The 17,697-nt window shown below is 47.9% G+C and carries 14 protein-coding genes; 4 read left to right on the top strand and 10 right to left on the bottom strand.

Features of this window, described 5'->3' with window-relative positions; translation table 11 throughout:
• Positions 1-80 precede the first annotated feature (80 nt).
• Positions 81-893, bottom strand: coding sequence for a porin (locus XMM383_RS00745; RefSeq protein WP_173494347.1), 813 nt, complete (start codon positions 891-893; stop codon positions 81-83).
• A 594-nt stretch (positions 894-1,487) separates the two neighbouring features.
• Between XMM383_RS00745 and pgi the strand changes: the two genes are divergently transcribed.
• A complete protein-coding gene (pgi, locus tag XMM383_RS00740; protein ID WP_173494346.1) occupies positions 1,488-3,077 on the top strand; it encodes a glucose-6-phosphate isomerase in 1,590 nt (529 codons plus the stop codon).
• 248 nt (positions 3,078-3,325) lie between these two features.
• Here the strand turns inward: pgi and XMM383_RS00735 are convergent, their stop codons facing one another.
• Together XMM383_RS00735 and XMM383_RS00730 are read right to left on the bottom strand one after the other, a co-directional pair.
• Positions 3,326-4,159 carry an AMP-binding protein gene (locus XMM383_RS00735; RefSeq protein ID WP_173494345.1) on the bottom strand — a complete coding sequence of 278 codons (834 nt, stop codon included), beginning with the start codon at positions 4,157-4,159 and terminating at the stop codon, positions 3,326-3,328.
• Positions 4,114-4,890 carry an AMP-binding protein gene (locus tag XMM383_RS00730; RefSeq protein ID WP_173494344.1) on the bottom strand — a complete coding sequence of 259 codons (777 nt, stop codon included), beginning with the start codon at positions 4,888-4,890 and terminating at the stop codon, positions 4,114-4,116. Before XMM383_RS00730 ends, XMM383_RS00735 begins: the two co-directional genes overlap by 46 nt.
• 150 nt (positions 4,891-5,040) lie before the next feature.
• Here XMM383_RS00730 and XMM383_RS00725 point away from each other — a divergent pair, with 150 nt between their 5' ends.
• Together XMM383_RS00725 and XMM383_RS00720 are read left to right on the top strand one after the other, a co-directional pair.
• Positions 5,041-5,787: a phosphatase PAP2 family protein gene (locus XMM383_RS00725; RefSeq protein ID WP_173494343.1), complete on the top strand. Its 747-nt coding sequence runs from the start codon at positions 5,041-5,043 to the stop codon at positions 5,785-5,787.
• A gap of 88 nt (positions 5,788-5,875) precedes the next feature.
• Positions 5,876-6,676: an alpha/beta hydrolase gene (locus tag XMM383_RS00720; RefSeq protein ID WP_173494342.1), complete on the top strand. Its 801-nt coding sequence runs from the start codon at positions 5,876-5,878 to the stop codon at positions 6,674-6,676.
• A 90-nt stretch (positions 6,677-6,766) separates the two neighbouring features.
• On the opposite strand, the gene XMM383_RS00715 is transcribed toward XMM383_RS00720, so the two are convergent.
• The 6 genes from XMM383_RS00715 to XMM383_RS00690 form a co-directional block, all read right to left on the bottom strand.
• Entirely contained in the window at positions 6,767-7,210 is a 444-nt protein-coding gene (locus XMM383_RS00715) for a transposase (RefSeq protein ID WP_173494341.1), read from the bottom strand.
• Positions 7,211-7,414: 204 nt separating this feature from the next.
• Positions 7,415-8,296 carry a succinate--CoA ligase subunit alpha gene (sucD, locus tag XMM383_RS00710; protein WP_173481570.1) on the bottom strand — a complete coding sequence of 294 codons (882 nt, stop codon included), beginning with the start codon at positions 8,294-8,296 and terminating at the stop codon, positions 7,415-7,417.
• 2 nt (positions 8,297-8,298) lie between these two features.
• Positions 8,299-9,465 carry an ADP-forming succinate--CoA ligase subunit beta gene (gene sucC, locus XMM383_RS00705; RefSeq protein WP_173481571.1) on the bottom strand — a complete coding sequence of 389 codons (1,167 nt, stop codon included), beginning with the start codon at positions 9,463-9,465 and terminating at the stop codon, positions 8,299-8,301.
• A gap of 108 nt (positions 9,466-9,573) precedes the next feature.
• Positions 9,574-11,013: a dihydrolipoyl dehydrogenase gene (gene lpdA, locus XMM383_RS00700; protein ID WP_173483186.1), complete on the bottom strand. Its 1,440-nt coding sequence runs from the start codon at positions 11,011-11,013 to the stop codon at positions 9,574-9,576.
• Positions 11,014-11,065: 52 nt separating this feature from the next.
• Positions 11,066-12,280, bottom strand: a complete 1,215-nt coding sequence (gene odhB / locus XMM383_RS00695) for a 2-oxoglutarate dehydrogenase complex dihydrolipoyllysine-residue succinyltransferase (RefSeq protein WP_173481573.1) — start codon at positions 12,278-12,280, stop codon at positions 11,066-11,068.
• 47 nt (positions 12,281-12,327) lie between these two features.
• Entirely contained in the window at positions 12,328-15,159 is a 2,832-nt protein-coding gene (locus XMM383_RS00690) for a 2-oxoglutarate dehydrogenase E1 component (protein ID WP_173489104.1), read from the bottom strand.
• A 314-nt stretch (positions 15,160-15,473) separates the two neighbouring features.
• Between XMM383_RS00690 and XMM383_RS00685 the strand changes: the two genes are divergently transcribed.
• Positions 15,474-16,766, top strand: a complete 1,293-nt coding sequence (locus XMM383_RS00685; protein WP_173494340.1) for a hypothetical protein — start codon at positions 15,474-15,476, stop codon at positions 16,764-16,766.
• Positions 16,767-16,988: 222 nt separating this feature from the next.
• Here XMM383_RS00685 and XMM383_RS00680 read toward each other — a convergent pair whose 3' ends face one another.
• The gene (locus XMM383_RS00680) at positions 16,989-17,693 is read right to left on the bottom strand and encodes a succinate dehydrogenase iron-sulfur subunit (protein ID WP_173481575.1); all 705 of its coding nucleotides are present in this window, start codon (positions 17,691-17,693) and stop codon (positions 16,989-16,991) included.
• Positions 17,694-17,697 lie beyond the last annotated feature (4 nt).

Raw genomic sequence — 17,697 nt, 5'->3', positions numbered from 1 at the left:
AGCAAACGCCAGACATAAAAAAGAGGGACTAAAAGCCCCTCTTCTATCTAATAAGTCGCTGAGTCTAGCTCAGCGCTAAATTAGAATTTGAATACAACGTTTGCGCCAACTTTAGTCACATCATCAGTTGCACCAGCACCTACAGTCAAGCTTGCACCTGAAACTGGTAGAGCAGTTTTGTATGAACCGTAGAAGTGAGAATCAGTTGCTTCATCGTCAGAAAAGTTCACGTCGAAAGCACCGTAAGCAACGTTGATGTTAGATGTACCAACATTGGTCTGTGTATTTTCAGCGTAAGATAAAGTAACAGTTGCGTCTGCTAGTTTAGCAGAAACTGAAGCGCCGTAACCTTCAGAAACACCATCTTCATCTTCGTAGTTAGCAGCAACTGTAGCCATGCCTAGGTCAGCTTTAATGTAAGCAACAGTAGCATCAGCACCACCTTCATCTAGGTTGGTACCGATCTGGCCTGATACCGCACCAGCAGCGAAGTTAAGAGCAACGTCAGATGCGCGCTCAGAAGCGTTTGCTTTGAAGCCGTGAGCACCAGCCATGTAATCGTCATTACCAGCAACGAAAGCTGATGAAGTTACGAAGTTACCAACAGTAACTGAAGCAACATCGTAACCAACAGTAAGTTTGTTGTCATCGATATCGAAAGATTGAGAAGCGTTCTGATCAGCCTGGTTAGCTTCGATCTGTAGGTAAGCTTTAACAAACATACCGTCTTCAGCAGTAGCAGAAGCGTTGATGTCGATATTTGTTTCAAGAGAATCTGCAACAGAACCATCAGTGCTTGTTAGTAGGTAATCAGCCGAACCGCCGATAGTTAGGTCAGCCATTGCTGGCGCAGAAATAGCTGTAGCAACAGCAACTGCAAGTAGTTTTTTCATTTGGAAATCTCCAGAATTTTTAATTTAAGCCTCAAATATCCGGCCAACTCATCATTTGTTGTACGAATACACCAAACCCGTTTGGCTTTGGACAGGTTGCACTCTATCCCCCACTACAACAGGGGTCAACACTAATTTTTTAAAAAGTTCCCTGTTTTTGACTTTTTTTTCGTTAATCTTTTGTTCAGAAAACTCAATGATATATAAAATCATTTAATTTCAATAACTTAAAGCGAGCGTTCAGGTTTCGTTAATTTTGAGATGATTTTGTTATATACAACCTTATTTTTTGGAATATGTAACAAAATTGGGGAGTTAGCTGTAAAAGTGGTGTCAGACCGGAGGTCAGACACCGGTGCCACTAGCTAATTTTAAAGTTACGGGTCTGACCTCCGGTCTGACCCGACTCTATCAGCCGATTTCCAGAGATTGGTGTGTAATTAAAATGTAGGGTCAGACCATAGGTCAGACCCTGTATGCTATTAAAATTGCAACAAAGTATGTAGTAAAATTACGTAAATACATTCTATTGACTCCATTATTCCCGTAGAATTGACGTAACTTAAACAAAAAACCTTATTTTAGGGGCCCAAAATGAATCTTCTTACCTCATCTGTGACTTGGAAAAAGCTGGAGCAGCTCGCGCAAGAGACTCAAGAGGACCGAATTAGCGACTATTTTGAACTAGACGCAAAACGCTTCGATAAGATGAGTGTTCGTTTGGGCGAGCTATTTTTAGATTTCTCTAAGAACAAGATTAATGACGATGTTTTTAAAGCGCTCATCGATCTGGTAGAGCACTCTTCTTTGCGCCAGCGCCGCGCACAAATGTTCTCGGGTGACATAATTAATGTCACAGAGAAACGCCCTGTCTTACACACCGCACTGCGTAACCGTGGTGATGAGCCGGTTATCGTCGATGGCGTAGACGTGATGCCCGAGATTCGTGCGAGCTTAGACAAGCTTAAGGTCTTCAGCGAACAAGTTCGAAACGGTGACTGGAAGGGCTATAAAGGCAACCGCATCACAGATGTGGTGAATATCGGCATTGGGGGTTCGGATCTTGGACCTAACATGGTGGTACGCGCTCTACTCCAATTCCGCCACCCCGATATCAAATTTCACTTCATCTCTAATGTCGATGGCCAGCATATTAAGAAGACTCTGAAAAACTTGGATGCAAAGTCCACACTCTTTGTTGTTTCGACCAAGACCTTCTCTACGCAAGAGACACTACTGAATGCCAAAACGGCTCGTCGTTGGTTCCGTGAACAGACCGGCGGCCACGAAGATATTAGTCAACATTTTGTGGCGGTATCGACTAACCAAGCTGCTGCTATGGAGTTTGGTATTGCACAAGAGAACATCTTTGAGTTCTGGGCCTGGGTGGGTGGACGTTACTCGCTCTGGTCTGCAATCGGTCTACCTATTGCGCTATCGATTGGCTATGACAACTTCATTGATATGTTGGAAGGCGCCTACGAGATGGATCGCCACTTTGTGGAAGCGCCAATGGATCAGAACATGCCAGTGATCATGGCACTGATCGGCATCTGGTACATCAACTTCTTGGGTGCAGAAACTCAGGCGGTGATTCCATACGATCAAGCACTTCACCAACTTCCAGCTTTCCTACAGCAGCTGGATATGGAATCGAACGGTAAGTCGGTGGATATCAATGGCGATCCGGTTGATTATGCAACCGGACCTATCGTCTGGGGGCAGACAGGCTCCAATGGCCAACATGCCTTCTTTCAGCTACTGCACCAGGGCACACGATTCGTACCGATCGACTTTATCGCTTCATTAGAAGCGGATGAACAGACAGAAGAGCACCACTTCGCACTGCTAACCAATATGCTTGCGCAAGCCAACGCCTTTATGAACGGTGATGATTCAGACGGCCTATTGGAGTATCAAAGCTGCCAAGGCAACCGCCCGAGTAATGTATTACTGATGGATCGCATCAGCCCACGCAACCTAGGCGCGCTGATTGCACTCTACGAGCATAAGGTGTTTGTTCAAGGCGCTATCTGGAACATCAACTCGTTTGACCAGTGGGGTGTTCAGCTTGGTAAACGTTTAGCGAATGAGATCAGCCAACAGATTGGTGAGTCGACGCAAGGGTATGATCAGTCGACACAGGGGTTGATGGCGTTAGTTCGGAAGCACGTCAAATCGTAGATTTGACCGTGACAGGCCTTCAGCCTGTTTATTCCATGGATGGCATGTATGCCGAAAATGCAGGAGCAATTTTCGACCATCGGATCTTTAAGCTATCTCCCATGGATTCGAGCAAGACTGCCAGGCATACTTTTCCAGAGCCTTTTCCGTAATTTCAAAGCGGTTGACAGGCTGAAGCCAGTCACCGTGACTCCGTAGCCTGTTTATCACACCGGTGACTGGCTTCAGCCTGTCATCCGCACTAGCAGTTACTTCCCATACAACCGATCCATCGCTACTTGGTTATCTTCAATCACCTTAGAGCGTTTGATCTTCTGTGTGGGTGTTACGTAACCATTCTCAATCGAGAAGAGTTCCCGTTGTACAATGAACTTACGGATACGTTCGGTACCGTTAAGTTCTTGGTTCACTCGTTTCACCGCTTTCGAGATGATTTTTTCTAGCTCTTCATCCGAGTCTGTCGCTTTTTGCAGATCCTCAGACGGAACAATAATGGCGGACAACCAAGGTTTGGCATCGCCAAGCACAACTGCTTGATCCACCTCCTCTTCCAGCGTCAGCTTCGCTTCTAGCTTGGCAGGCGCAACGTTATCACCACCCGAAGTGACGATAAGGTCTTTCGAACGCCCTACAATAGAGACAAAGCCCTCTTCATCGATCTCGGCGAGGTCACCCGTATGCAACCAACCATCGATGATGGTGACTGCCGTAGCTGACTCATTCTGCCAATACCCTTTCATGACGTTGTCGCCACGAACTAACAGTTCACCATCGTCCGCTAGCTTCAATTCACAATCGAGCGGCAAACCGACGGTCGACATACGAATGTTTCCTGGACGGTTCACGGTAATCAGTGGCGATGCCTCTGTCTGACCATAGCCTTGGATAATGCCGATACCTAAGGCAGCAAAGAAGTTACCGATCTCTGGGTTCAGCGGTGCACCACCTGAGACGAAGTATTTGATCTTGCCACCAAATCGATCACGCAATTTTTTGCGGACTAGCTTCTCTAATAGAGGATCAAGAATAGATTCAATTAGAGAGAGTTTTTCATCATTAAGCTTTTTCGTACCGATCGACAAAGCCTTATAAAAGAGGCCTTTTCTAAATCCACTGGCTCGATCCACACCCGACTTGATACGCGCATAGAGCATGTCGTAGAGGCGAGGAATCGATCCTCTTCATTAACAGGTATGGTATCCAACACTCGCGCAGCAGCTTCGACGTTATGAATAATGTTCTTATGGGTCAGCATCGCCGCTTTAGGATGACCGCCCGTGCCCGAGGTAAAGATCAGGGTACAGACATCGTCAGTTTCTATGGCTGACAGATCTGGACGCTCGGCTCCTTGTTGAACCTCTGGCCAAGACAAAATCTCTGTGTGCCAATCCGGTTTATCATGCTCACCCTGATCGATAACAATCATATGAGTGACGCATTCGTGGCTGATATTGGCCTCTAAGACTCTATCTGCCAGCTCCTGAGAGGAGACAATGGCAAATTTAGGGCTGGTCAACGACAAAATATGGCGAAGATCATCAACAGTGTGCGCTGTATAGGCAGGCACCACATAGGCACCTACGGACATGATGGCTAAATCACTAACCGCCCACTCTGGCCTGTTTTCAGAGAGAATCAAAACGCGATCGTCTTTACCAACGCCGTACTGAGTTAAATAGTGACTGAGTGTCGAAATTTGATCAGCCGTCTCTTTCCAAGAGTGTGTCTTCCACTCACCGTCGGATTTGTAACCAAGAAAAGTACGATCTTGGAAACGATCGACCTGTTTGTAGAAGCGGGATACTAGGTTCATAAATTATTATTGTCTGGTTGTTGTAAAGTTTATTATTAATTATCGCCTCATCTTCGATAAGGCTCCAACAAAATAGAGTTCTGATCTGTGGTTCAAATGAAGCAACAATGTTAATGTGGCAACATTATTACATTCAATAACCTAGGCTATATGAACTCACTCTTTGAATCACGAAAAAGCGTCATCGCCGCTCTCTTTTTTGCTGTCTTTTTACTGAATAACACTCTGTTTGCATTCATCAATTACGTCGGCTCTTGGCTTCCAGATTCGTTATGGGTGTTTATAACTAACTTAGGCGATACTTCCATAGCACTAGCCATTATTTTAGCGCTCTACAATTTCAAAGAGGATCGCGGAGCGCGCTTACTCATTTTGGCAATTACAGGGACTTTGGTTATTCAAGGGTTAAAGCACCTGTTGGGTGTCGATCGACCTTCAGTAGTGCTTTTTGGAATGGAGGGCTACAACCTGATTGGCCAAGCCATCAAATCCCCCTCTTTCCCTTCAGGCCATACTGCAACGGCGTTTATTGGTGCGGGTATTTTAGCGGCTCAATTTAAGTCAAAACCTATTACTCAGTGGCTTGTTGCTATTGCCTCTTTAATAGGTTTTTCCAGAATCATGATGGGCGTGCACTGGCCGTTTGATGTGTTAGTTGGCGCAGCATTGGGTTGGTTGATTGGCTTTAAGGGATACCAGTGGCTTTTAGAGAAAGAGCTTTCATCAACTGCTTGGACAGTGACAGGTGCCATCACGGTTTTGATTATCTTTACTAACCAGTTTATTTATCAACCTCCTTATCAGGAGTTTGGTTCTGCTGTTACGACTGAGAGAGTGGCAGTTTTATTGGCTGCTGTTGGTCTGTATCGATGGTACAGAGCTTTTAGTGCGGACTGATAGAGCGGATGACAGGCTGAAGCCAGTCACGAATCATCGGAGCGACAGTTACTGGCTTTCAGCCTGTCACTTATGGATAGACTAGATAATGAAATTATTTAAACGCACTTCACTCCTGCTGACACTCACCTACCTATCCGCTTGCGGGTACATGTACTTTGCGCAGGACTCTTTGATCTTTAAGCCGACCTACGAAACGGAGTCGGTTGAAACTGTCTTTCCCGGTGCAAGCGAGCTCTTTATCAATACCCCGCAAAGCGGCGGTCTTCAGACCTGGTATAAACCGGCTAAAACTGGGCAAGAAACGCTTGTCTATCTGCACGGTAATGCTCGTAACCTGAGTACACGTGGGCGATTGATTAATATTTTGTCTGAGGATGATCGAGGGCTATTGATCTTCAGCTGGGGTGGATTTGGTCAAAGCACTGGTACACCCAGCGAGGTTAGCTTTTACGACGACGCACGTGCGATCTTTGATTGGTTAGCCATAGAACAGAATCTGAATTCATCAGATCTAATCATCTACGGCGAATCACTGGGAACCGGCGTGGCGGTTCAACTGGCCACTGAACGCGATTTTAAAGGAGTGATTCTGGCCGCGCCCTATACCTCTATTGCGCAGATGGCGGCTGATGACTACCCCTGGTTACCGGTTAATCTGTTACTTAAACACCGATTTGATTCGATTGATAAGATTCAACAAGTGGATGAGCCTTTAGTGATCATGCACTCAACCGATGATGACACCATTCCTTACGAACAAGGCATAAGGCTTTTTGAAGCTGCTGAAGAGCCGAAGCTATTTATGGGGTTTGAGGATCGGGAACATACGCGGTTTCGATCTGAGGATGTTGATCAGGCAATTGAGTGGATTTTGGAGCGGGAGTAGAGAGCAGATGACAGGCTGAAGGCCTGTCACCGGTGCGCTGCATAGGCTACGGAGTCGCGGTGACTGGCCTTCAGCCAGTCATCCGCCCCATCACCGTCTTCCAGAAAACGCGCTAGACCACCGATACTCCGACGACATTCCACAAATCCCAGCCCGCACCGGATTCTGTTCGATATATGCTTTGATCTGCTCTACATGTGTTGAACTCATCACAGGAATATTCTTATACCGCCCTTCCCAAATCGTTCCAGTCAATCCATAACGCATATTGAAGTAACGACCGTAACTTCCTGCGATACGTTTCATCATCTCTGAAATGCCATCATCAGAACTAGGCGTTAATAAAAAGTGAATGTGGTTGCCCATCAGTACCCAAGCATGCAATTGAACTTGGTATACATCTGACCAATACTCGAGTTTACTGAGGTACATTTCAAAGTCGGCAGTGGTTTTAAAGATGTATTGTCGGTTATGGCCGCGGTGAATAATGTGCTGGGGCACACCTGCGGGACATAATCTTGGCTTCCTTGCCATGGTTAAACTCCTTTTTCTTTGGAGTATAGATCATGGTTAGGAGTTTGCATTGACAGCGGATGACAGGCTGAAGCCAGTCACCGGTGCGCTGAACTAACTACGGAGTCGCGGTGACTGGCCTTCAGCCTGTCATCCGCCCTATCAGCGTTTTCCAGACACAAAAAAACCCGCCGAAGCGGGTTTTTCTTTACAGCTAGAAACGAATTACTTCATTGCCCAGCCAGTCACTTCAGATAGGGCTACGCCGATATCTGCTAGTGAACGTACAGTCTTAACGCCTGCGTCTTCTAGTGCTGCGAACTTCTCGTCTGCAGTACCTTTACCGCCAGAGATGATGGCACCTGCGTGGCCCATGCGTTTGCCTGGAGGCGCTGTTACACCTGCGATGTACGATACAACAGGTTTAGTTACGTTTGCTTTGATGTAAGCAGCCGCTTCTTCTTCTGCTGAACCACCGATCTCACCGATCATAACAATCGCTTCAGTCTGTGGATCGTTCTGGAACATCTCTAGGATATCGATGAAGTTAGAACCAGGGATTGGGTCACCACCGATACCAACACAAGTAGACTGACCGAAACCCGCGTCAGTTGTCTGTTTAACCGCTTCGTACGTAAGCGTACCAGAGCGTGAAACGATACCGACTTTACCTGGTAGGTGGATGTGACCTGGCATGATACCGATCTTACATTCGCCCGGTGTGATGACACCTGGACAGTTAGGACCGATTAGACGTACGCCTAGCTCGTCACACTTAACTTTACACTGAAGCATGTCCATGACTGGGATGTGCTCTGTGATACAAACGATTAGCTTGATGCCAGCGTTAGCCGCTTCAAGGATCGAATCTTTACAGAACGCCGCTGGTACGTAGATAACTGATGCTTCTGCGCCAGTCTGCTCTACTGCTTCAGCAACAGTGTTGAATACAGGAAGACCTAGGTGAGTTGTGCCACCCTTACCTGGAGTCACACCGCCAACCATTTTAGTGCCGTAGGCGATCGCTTGTTCAGAGTGGAAAGTACCCTGACCACCAGTGAAACCCTGACAGATTACTTTGGTGTCTTTGTTAATTAGTACTGACATGATTAGTTGCCTCCTGCTGCTTTAACTGCTTGCTGTGCAGCGTCAGTCAAGCTGGTAGCCGCGATGATATCTAAACCAGATTCAGATAGCAGTTTAGAGCCGAGGTCTGCGTTGTTACCTTCAAGGCGAACAACCACTGGAACTTCTACGCCCACTTCTTTAACAGCACCGATGATGCCTTCTGCGATTAGGTCACAACGTACGATACCACCGAAGATGTTAACCAATACCGCTTTAACTTTGCTGTCTTCTAGGATGATCTTGAACGCTTCAGTAACACGCTCTTTCGTCGCGCCGCCACCTACGTCAAGGAAGTTAGCTGGGAAACCGCCGTGTAGAGAGACGATGTCCATAGTACCCATTGCAAGGCCTGCACCGTTAACCATACAACCGATGTTGCCAGTTAGTGCTACGTAGTTAAGATCCCACTCAGCCGCGCGTGCTTCACGCTCGTCTTCCTGTGATGGATCTTCCATTGCTTGGATATCTTTGTGACGGTAAACCGAGTTGCCATCGATAACGACTTTCGCATCAAGACAGTGTAGGTTGCCTTCGTCAGTGATAACCAGAGGGTTGATCTCTAGAAGGGCTAGATCTTTCTCTTCAAACATCTTCGCAAGACCCATGAAGATCGCGACGAACTGTTTGATCTGTACGCCTTCAAGACCCAACTTGAATGCTAGCTCACGACCCTGGTATGGCTGCGCGCCAGTCAAAGGATCGATGGTTGCTTTAAGAATCTTCTCAGGTGTTTCGTGAGCGACTTTCTCGATCTCTACACCACCTTCAGTCGATGCCATGAAGACAATGCGACGTGATGAACGGTCAACAACCGCACCTAGGTATAGTTCGTTTGCGATGTCTGTGCAGGTCTCAACAAGAATTTTAGAGACTGGCTGACCGTTCGCGTCAGTTTGGTAAGTTACCAGATTAGTACCTAGCTTATCTTTTGCGAAAGCTGCTGCTTCTTCTGGAGAGTCTACTAGTTTAACGCCGCCCGCTTTACCGCGGCCACCTGCGTGTACCTGTGCTTTAACAACCCACTTATCACCGCCAATTTGTTTGGCTGCTTCTGCGGCTGCTTCCGGTGTATCGACTGCAATGCCTTGTGACACTGGCAGACCGTACTGTGCAAACAGCTGCTTGCCCTGATACTCGTGAAGATTCATTCTATAGTCCGTTATTTAGGTCGGTTAAACGAACACGGGGTTACCCGTGCCATCGATCTGAACAAAAGCGCTTCAAGCTTTTGACCTGAAGCGCTCTCTGTTCCGCGATTAACGCTTTTTGCGATTCGCAATGTGGATAGCGTGATTATCCACAGCTAGAGCTGCTTCGTGGATCGCTTCACTCACGGTTGGGTGAGCAAATACGGTCAACTGCAGATCTTCCGCGCTTGATGCAAATTCCATTGCGATAACACCCTGAGCGATCAGCTCAGAGGCGATACCACCAACGATGTGTACACCAAGAATACGGTCGGTAGCTTCATCAGCGAGCATCTTAACGAAGCCCTCTGTCGCATTCGCTGCCATGGCACGGCCAGACGCTGCGAATGGGAATTTGCCACTCTTGTATTTGATACCTTCCGCCTTAAGCTGCTGTTCGGTCTTACCGACCCAAGCCAACTCAGGGAAAGTGTAGATGATGTTAGGAATGCAGTCGTAGTTCATTGCCGCTTTGTGGCCTGCAATGATGTCTGCAACCATGATGCCCTCTTCTGATGCTTTGTGTGCAAGCATCGGGCCACGTACTGAGTCACCAATTGCGTAAACGCCTGGTGCACCGGTACGACAGTTTTCGTCAACGAAGATGAAGCCGCGCTCATCCAAAGAGACACCTGAGTCTTCAGCTAGAAGACCGTTGGTTTGTGGACGGCGGCCGACAGCAACAATCAGCTTATCAACAACAAGCTCTTTATCGCCTTCTGAATCGGTGTATTTAACTTTTACTGCTTTACCATCAACGATCTCAGTGCCAGTACAACGTGCACCCAGCTTGATGTCCAGACCCTGTTTGGTTAGAAGCTTTTTAGCCTCTTTCGCTAGGTCTTGGTCCGCTAGGGCTAGGAAGTCATCCATCGCTTCTAGAACGGTCACTTTAGAGCCACAACGAGCCCAGATAGAACCCATCTCTAGACCGATAACACCGGCACCGATGATACCCAGGTGCTCGGGGGTTTCATCGATATCCAACGCACCTGCGTTGTCTAGGATTAGACCCTCTGTCAGAGGTGCTGGTGGGATCTCTACAGGGACAGAACCTGATGCAAGGATCACGTTGTCAGCTTGGTAAGTAGAGACAGAACCGTCAGCAGCGGTCACTTCAACCTGCTTACCCGCTAGCAGTTTACCTGTACCAGCAAGGGTTGTGACACCGTTCGCTTTGAACAGACCTGCGATACCGCCAGTTAGGTTCTTAACAATGCCATTTTTACGAGCAACCATCGCTTTAGGGTCGATCGATACGTTTTCAGCAACGATACCCTGAGCCGCGAAGCCGTGTTGAGCCTCGTGAAGTTTGTGAGTTGTTTCAAGCATCGCTTTCGATGGGATACAACCTACGTTTAGACAGGTACCACCTAGGACAGTACCGCCCTTCTCATCAATCCACTTTTCAACACAGGCTGTTTTCAAACCAAGCTGTGCTGCACGAATCGCTGCTACGTAACCGCCAGGGCCAGCACCGATTACAATTACGTCAAACTTATCAGACATTACTCTTTCCTATCTCAGTAACTTTTTAAAGATTCCTAGAATGCGATTCGCATTAAACGTCTAGGAGCATGCGCGCTGGATCTTCCAGCAGGTCCTTAATTGTTACAAGGAACTGTACAGCCTCTTTACCATCGATCATACGGTGGTCGTAAGAGAGTGCTAGGTACATCATTGGTAGGATTTCAACCTGACCATTCACCGCCATTGGACGCTCTTGGATCTTGTGCATACCCAAGATAGCTGTCTGTGGTGGGTTAAGGATCGGTGTCGACATCAATGAGCCGAATACACCGCCATTGGTGATTGTGAATGTACCGCCCTGCATGTCTTCCATGCCAAGCTTACCTTCACGACCGCGCTTACCGAAGTCTGCAATAGTGCCTTCTACTTCTGCAAGGCTCATCGCATCCGTATCGCGCAATACTGGCACCATTAGGCCACGATCAGTCGATACAGCGACACCAATATCTTGGTAACCGTGATAAACCATATCGTTACCGTCGATGGATGCGTTAACCGCTGGGAAGCGTTTTAGTGCTTCAGTCGCCGCTTTAACGAAGAACGACATAAAGCCTAGACGTGTACCGTTGTGAGTCTTCTCAAACAGATCTTTGTACTGTTTACGAAGTTCCATGACAGGCTTCATGTTCACTTCGTTGTACGTTGTTAGCATCGCTGCATTCTGCTGCGCTTCTACTAGACGCTTAGCGATGGTTGCACGTAGACGAGTCATTGGAACGCGTTTCTCAACACGCTCACCTGCTGGAACGTTCACCGATACCGCTGGCTGGGCTGCAGCAGGAGCGGCTGCAGGTGCTGCTGCAGCAGGAGCAGAAGCCGGCTTGTTCGCCATGAAGTTCATTACGTCTTCTTTAGTGATGCCACCGTTTTTACCCGTGCCAGGGATCTGGCTAGCATCAAGACCGTTCTCATCAATCAGTTTACGAGCGGCTGGGCCTACCTTCTCAGCGTCACCTGCTGGAGCCGCTTCAGTCGCTGCTTCTGCTGCTGGAGCTGCTGCACCGGCTGCACCCGCTTCAAACTTAGCAAGAATCTCTTCGCTAAGAACCGTTTCACCTTCGCCTTTTAGGACTTCAGTGATCACACCGTCGGCTGGAGCGACAACTTCAAGAACCACTTTATCGGTTTCGATGTCGACAATAAGTTCATCGGCAGAAACCGCTTCACCTGGCTGCTTGTGCCAAGTTGCAACAGTTCCGTCTGCTACTGATTCTGGAAACGTAGGTGCTTTAATTTCGATTGACATGATTTTTCCTTTCTTGCCTTCTGCTCGTCGTACGAACGAATTCTTTATTAACCGTTTAGGGCGTCGTTAACCAATTTCTCTTGCTGCTCAACGTGAACAGAGATGTAACCTACTGCAGGCGCTGCAGCGTGTGGACGACCCACACCGTCTAGGTGAATCTCTGGCTTCACTTTACGTAGAGCGTTGCGCATGTGGTGCTGACTGCAGTACCAAGCGCCCTGGTTCATTGGCTCTTCCTGACACCAAACAACCGATTCAAGATTAGGGTATTGGCTCAACTCATCTACCAGATCCGCCTCTGGGAATGGGTAGAGTTGCTCAATACGAACGATCGCAACATTCTGCTTCTCTAGCTCTTCGCGACGGTTGTATAGGTCGTAGTAAACCTTACCGCTACACATCACAACACGATTCACTTTCGACTTATCAAGCTGATCCACTTCACCAATAACCGGTTGGAATGTGCCATCCGCCAGCTCTTCTAGAGTAGAGATCGCCTGCTTGTGACGAAGCAGAGACTTCGGCGTCATGACCACCAACGGTTTGCGAAGTGGGCGAACCACCTGACGACGCAGTAGGTGGAAGATCTGCGATGGAGTTGTAGGGACAACAACCTGAATGTTGTGCTCAGCACAGAGCTGTAGGTAGCGTTCCAAACGAGCAGACGAGTGCTCTGGACCCTGACCTTCAAAGCCGTGAGGTAGCAACATTGTCAGACCACATAGACGCTGCCATTTCGCTTCGCCTGATGTGATGAACTGATCGATCACGACCTGAGCACCATTGGCGAAATCACCGAACTGCGCTTCCCAGATCACCAACGAGTTTGGTGTCGTGGTTGCGTAACCGTATTCGAATGCCAATACCGCCTCTTCAGACAGGTATGAATCGTGGATCGTGAATTTTGGTTGATCCTTATCCATGTTCTGAAGGGGTACGTAAGTCGTCGCATCTTTCTGATCATGCAGAACCGCGTGACGGTGTGAGAAGGTACCACGACCGACATCCTGACCCGTCAAACGGACTGGGTGACCCTCTGCAAGAATTGACGCGTAGGCCAATGTCTCTGCAAAGCCCCAGTTAGCGGCCATTGCACCGGCTGCCATACGCTTACGGTCGTCATAGATCTTAGAAACCTGACGCTGCACGCTGAAGTGCTCAGGGGTTTCAGCAATGTTCGCCGCAAGCTCTTGAAGCACTTTGATGTCGACACGAGTATCACACTCAAACGACCATTGGTGACCAAGGTAAGGCGCCCAATCGACAAACATCTTAGTGTTTGGTTCAAGCACAAGAGAGTGAGCAACGTGTTCGCCATTTTCTAGCGCCGCACGGTAAGACTTTTCCATCTCTTTGCTCTGTTCAGCAGTGATTACACCCTCTTCGATCAGCTTAGTTGCGTATAGATCGCGTGTGGTCTTCTGCTTTTTGATGACGTCGTACATCAACGGTTGAGTACCGCTTGGCTCATCCGCCTCGTTGTGACCGCGACGACGGTAACAGACTAGATCGATAACAACGTCTTTCTTAAATTCGTTACGGTAATCAACCGCCAACTGTGTCACGAAACGAACCGCTTCTGGGTCGTCGCCGTTAACGTGGAAGATTGGCGCTTCGATCATCTTAGCAACGTCGGTACAGTAATCTGTAGAGCGAGCGTCCTCTTGCTTAGAGGTCGTAAAGCCAACTTGGTTGTTGATCACGATGTGGATTGTACCACCTGTCTTGTAAGCGCGTGTCTGAGACATCTGGAATGTCTCCATAACAACACCCTGACCAGCAAAGGCTGCATCACCGTGGATGTTAACAGGAACTACCGTATTACCGACTGGATCTTCACGACGATCCTGACGGGCACGAACTGAACCTTCAACCACTGGCGCTACGATCTCAAGGTGAGATGGGTTGAATGCCATCGCAATGTGCACCTCACCACCGTCAGTATTGACGTTCGATGAGAAGCCCTGGTGGTATTTAACGTCACCCGATGAATCAACCAGCTTCTTACCTTCGAACTCACCGAACAGGTCAGCCGGGTTTTTACCGAAGATGTTAACCAGTGTATTAAGACGACCGCGGTGTGCCATGCCGATCACAACCTCTTTAGCACCCTGCTTACCAGCACGCTGGATCAGAGTATTCAAAGAGACGATCAGAGATTCACCACCCTCAAGACCAAATCGTTTAGCACCAGCAAAGCGGGAGCCAAGGTACTTCTCTAGACCTTCAGCTGCCGTCAGGCGCTCTAGGACCATGAGTTTCTTCTCAGGCTCAACCGTTGGGTGTGCACGGGTTGGCTCAATGCGAGACTGAAGCCATAGACGCTCTTCAGTGTTCACAATGTGCATGTACTCAGAACCTACCGAACTGCAGTACGTCTCTTGAAGATCCTGAAGGATCTCACGCAGTGTCGCCTCTTCGCGGCCAAACTGCAGACTACCGAGTTGGAAAGTTGTATCAAAATCCGCTTCTGAAAGTTCGTGGTAGCGCAGATTAAGGTCGGCCACTTCTGCACGTTCTAGCAGATTCAGTGGGTCGATCTTAGCGATCTGGTGTCCACGCATGCGGTAAGCATCAAAAAGGGCCAGCGCGCGAACTTGCTTACGCTCGTGTTCAGAGCTGACAGAAGATACCGCTGCAGGCTGTGCACGTTTTTGATTCTTAGCAATGTATTGGAAATGTTCACGAATCGGTGCAAGAGGAACATCAGGAGTAATGTTTTCACCGACTTTAGGGAGTTTATCAAACTCTTCACGCCACTCTGGGGGAACGGAGTTTGGATCTAAAAGGTACGTTTCGTATAGCTGTTCTACGTAAGAGAGGTTGCCGCCGTATAGATGAGCATTCTTCCACAGCTGCTCCATCAGACCGTCTTGCATTATATATTTACCCTCGTTGTGGGGTACGGGACCTCCGAAGCTCTTGTGAAGCCTCTTCATCCATCGCCCTTATGCTTCTAATTTCCATTTTTCAGCGCATTATTCGGTGTTGCAACCAAATAAAACTCGCGTAGTTTACGCCTTTTATTCAACCCTGAACACCGCAGTTTTAGCGATTTAATACTAAAGTAATCAATGTTTTATCGCGTTTTGGAATAAGTTAATTCTACGGGCTTTTAACAGCCGTTTTTAGTTCTTTTAGGCTATTAAGTAAGAGCTTTTTAAACTATTTTATACACTTTAGTCTAAATGAAATGACACTTCCTACATTGAACATCACACAACGCCTTACCAGCCCATCCTTGGCTCTAGCTACACTACTCACCCTTATCACCGAATTTGGGATTGCAGACCTATCCTATGCTGCCGGAATTTTGATTTGGAGTTACCTAGGCTTTAGATTTGGACATTTAAAGCCTAAGCAGAAACGCCAAATAGGCACCCTTCTAGTAATAGGGGGAGTATTGATTGCGCTTGCAGCTGTCATCAATCCATATTCGATTGATCTTTTGACACTACTAAAAGCCAACCAACTGATTATCGCACTGCTAGTAGCCGTCTCATTTTTAAGGGTTATTACCCATATTAGAAGTGATGAGCAGACAAGCACTGGCAACGTCTCTATTCTGAAAACGCTGCTCGGCACGCACGCCATTGCATCGATCATAAACATCTCAGCTTCACAAATCGTTGCCGATCGTATTCAACGCTCGGGCGAGCTTAATGCCGCTCAGGGGGTTGTCATTGCCCGCGCGTTTGGATTGTGCGCTTTTTGGTCACCTTTCTTTGCAGCAATGGGTGTCACACTGATAAGCGCACCAGACGCCCAACTATTCACACTGGTGATCTGGGGATTGCCCAGCACGGCTATCGCCCTTCTGTTCACCTACCTGCAGATAGCTAAGAAGAGTGAATATTCACCCTTTATTGGCTATCCCTTATCAATCAACAGTCTCGCTCTACCTGTCGGATTGGCTACGACTGTATTATTGACACACTACTGGTATCCAAACACATCAGTCATTCTTCAAGTCTCTCTGCTTAGCATTTTGGCTGCACTACTCATTGCGCCCATGATCGGTAAAAGCCAAGCCTTTAAATCTCATGTTTTTGAAGGGCTTAACGGCTCATCAGGGGAAGTATCACTGTTTGTCGCTGCATCCGTTCTAGCGACAGGCTTTAGCGCTGTGATCAACGCAACAGGAGCTGACCTAACCCCCGACACCTTTGGATTTTCAGAAGCCACAATAACGCTCACTTTTTTGGTGGGATTATCAATGATTGGCGTTCACCCTGTGACCAGCAATCTAATAGCAGGCGCTCTGCTACTGCCTGTAGCAACCGACCATAATTTACTGGGAATCACCCTTCTCTTCTCATGGTCCATGGGAGTGACTCTGTCACCACTTGCCGGAAACCAGATACTGCTTCAGGCGCGCTATGGGGTAAGGGCCAGAGACCTCCTAAAAGCTAACCTGCCCTTTGCCTTGGTGATGATGCCGGTCTGTTTTGGGGTGTTGTATCTGTATCAAGAGTTTGGAGGGTAATCTGGCAGCGGATGACAGGCTGAAGGCCTGTCACCAATGCACAACCTTATCTACGGAGTGACGGTGACTGGCTTCAGCCTGTCACCAGTAAAGAGACCTAACTACGGAGCTGCCGTGACTGGCCTTCAGCCAGTCATCGGCTCCAACAGCGTTTTCCAGACACTTTATAGCAAACACAAAAAAACCCGCCAAGGCGGGTTTTTTTTGAGCTTCAACCTAATCTTAGGTTGCGCGTGATATCAGCATGTTACGGATCTTACCAATCGCTTTGGTTGGGTTTAGACCTTTAGGACATACATTCACACAGTTCATGATGCCGTGGCAGCGGAATACGCTGAATGGATCATCTAGCTCTGCAAGACGCTCGTTAGTCGCTGTATCGCGGCTGTCCGCTAGGAAACGGTAAGCCTGTAGAAGACCTGATGGGCCGACAAACTTATCTGGATTCCACCAGAACGACGGACAAGAGGTTGAACAACAAGCACAGAGGATACACTCGTAAAGGCCATCTAGCTCTGCACGCTCTTCAGGAGTCTGCAGGCGCTCGATCGCTGGAGCCGGAGTATCGTTGATCAAGAATGGTTTGATCTTCTCGTACTGCTTGTAGAACTGACCCATATCGACAACCAAGTCACGGATAACCGGAAGACCTGGAAGTGGACGAAGAACCAGCTTGTCGTTCTTAACCACTTCAGAAAGAGGGGTAATACACGCAAGACCATTCTTACCGTTCATGTTCAAACCGTCAGAGCCACATACGCCCTCACGACAAGAACGACGGAATGTCATTGATGTATCTTTCTCTTTGAGAAGGTGTAGAAGATCCAACACCATGATGTCCTTGCCACCAGGGATATCGATCTGGATATCCTGCATGTAGGGAGCATCATCAATCTCAGGGTTGTAACGATAAACACTTACTAGCATCGTA

The organism is Marinobacterium sp. xm-m-383 (assembly GCF_013283255.1).
Lineage (GTDB): Bacteria > Pseudomonadota > Gammaproteobacteria > Pseudomonadales > Balneatricaceae > Marinobacterium_E.
This window is presented reverse-complemented; position numbering and strand designations above follow the sequence as displayed.

What these genes read in the sequence shown, in the direction of transcription:
- XMM383_RS00745 (WP_173494347.1), bottom strand. Translation starts at nt 893, where the DNA reads ATGAAAAAACTACTTGCAGTTGCTGTTGCTACAGCTATTTCTGCGCCA.
- pgi (WP_173494346.1), top strand. Translation starts at nt 1,488, where the DNA reads ATGAATCTTCTTACCTCATCTGTGACTTGGAAAAAGCTGGAGCAGCTC.
- XMM383_RS00730 (WP_173494344.1), bottom strand. Translation starts at nt 4,890, where the DNA reads ATGAACCTAGTATCCCGCTTCTACAAACAGGTCGATCGTTTCCAAGAT.
- XMM383_RS00725 (WP_173494343.1), top strand. Translation starts at nt 5,041, where the DNA reads ATGAACTCACTCTTTGAATCACGAAAAAGCGTCATCGCCGCTCTCTTT.
- XMM383_RS00720 (WP_173494342.1), top strand. Translation starts at nt 5,876, where the DNA reads ATGAAATTATTTAAACGCACTTCACTCCTGCTGACACTCACCTACCTA.
- XMM383_RS00715 (WP_173494341.1), bottom strand. Translation starts at nt 7,210, where the DNA reads ATGGCAAGGAAGCCAAGATTATGTCCCGCAGGTGTGCCCCAGCACATT.
- sucD (WP_173481570.1), bottom strand. Translation starts at nt 8,296, where the DNA reads ATGTCAGTACTAATTAACAAAGACACCAAAGTAATCTGTCAGGGTTTC.
- sucC (WP_173481571.1), bottom strand. Translation starts at nt 9,465, where the DNA reads ATGAATCTTCACGAGTATCAGGGCAAGCAGCTGTTTGCACAGTACGGT.
- lpdA (WP_173483186.1), bottom strand. Translation starts at nt 11,013, where the DNA reads ATGTCTGATAAGTTTGACGTAATTGTAATCGGTGCTGGCCCTGGCGGT.
- odhB (WP_173481573.1), bottom strand. Translation starts at nt 12,280, where the DNA reads ATGTCAATCGAAATTAAAGCACCTACGTTTCCAGAATCAGTAGCAGAC.
- XMM383_RS00690 (WP_173489104.1), bottom strand. Translation starts at nt 15,159, where the DNA reads ATGCAAGACGGTCTGATGGAGCAGCTGTGGAAGAATGCTCATCTATAC.
- XMM383_RS00685 (WP_173494340.1), top strand. Translation starts at nt 15,474, where the DNA reads ATGACACTTCCTACATTGAACATCACACAACGCCTTACCAGCCCATCC.
- XMM383_RS00680 (WP_173481575.1), bottom strand. Translation starts at nt 17,693, where the DNA reads ATGCTAGTAAGTGTTTATCGTTACAACCCTGAGATTGATGATGCTCCC.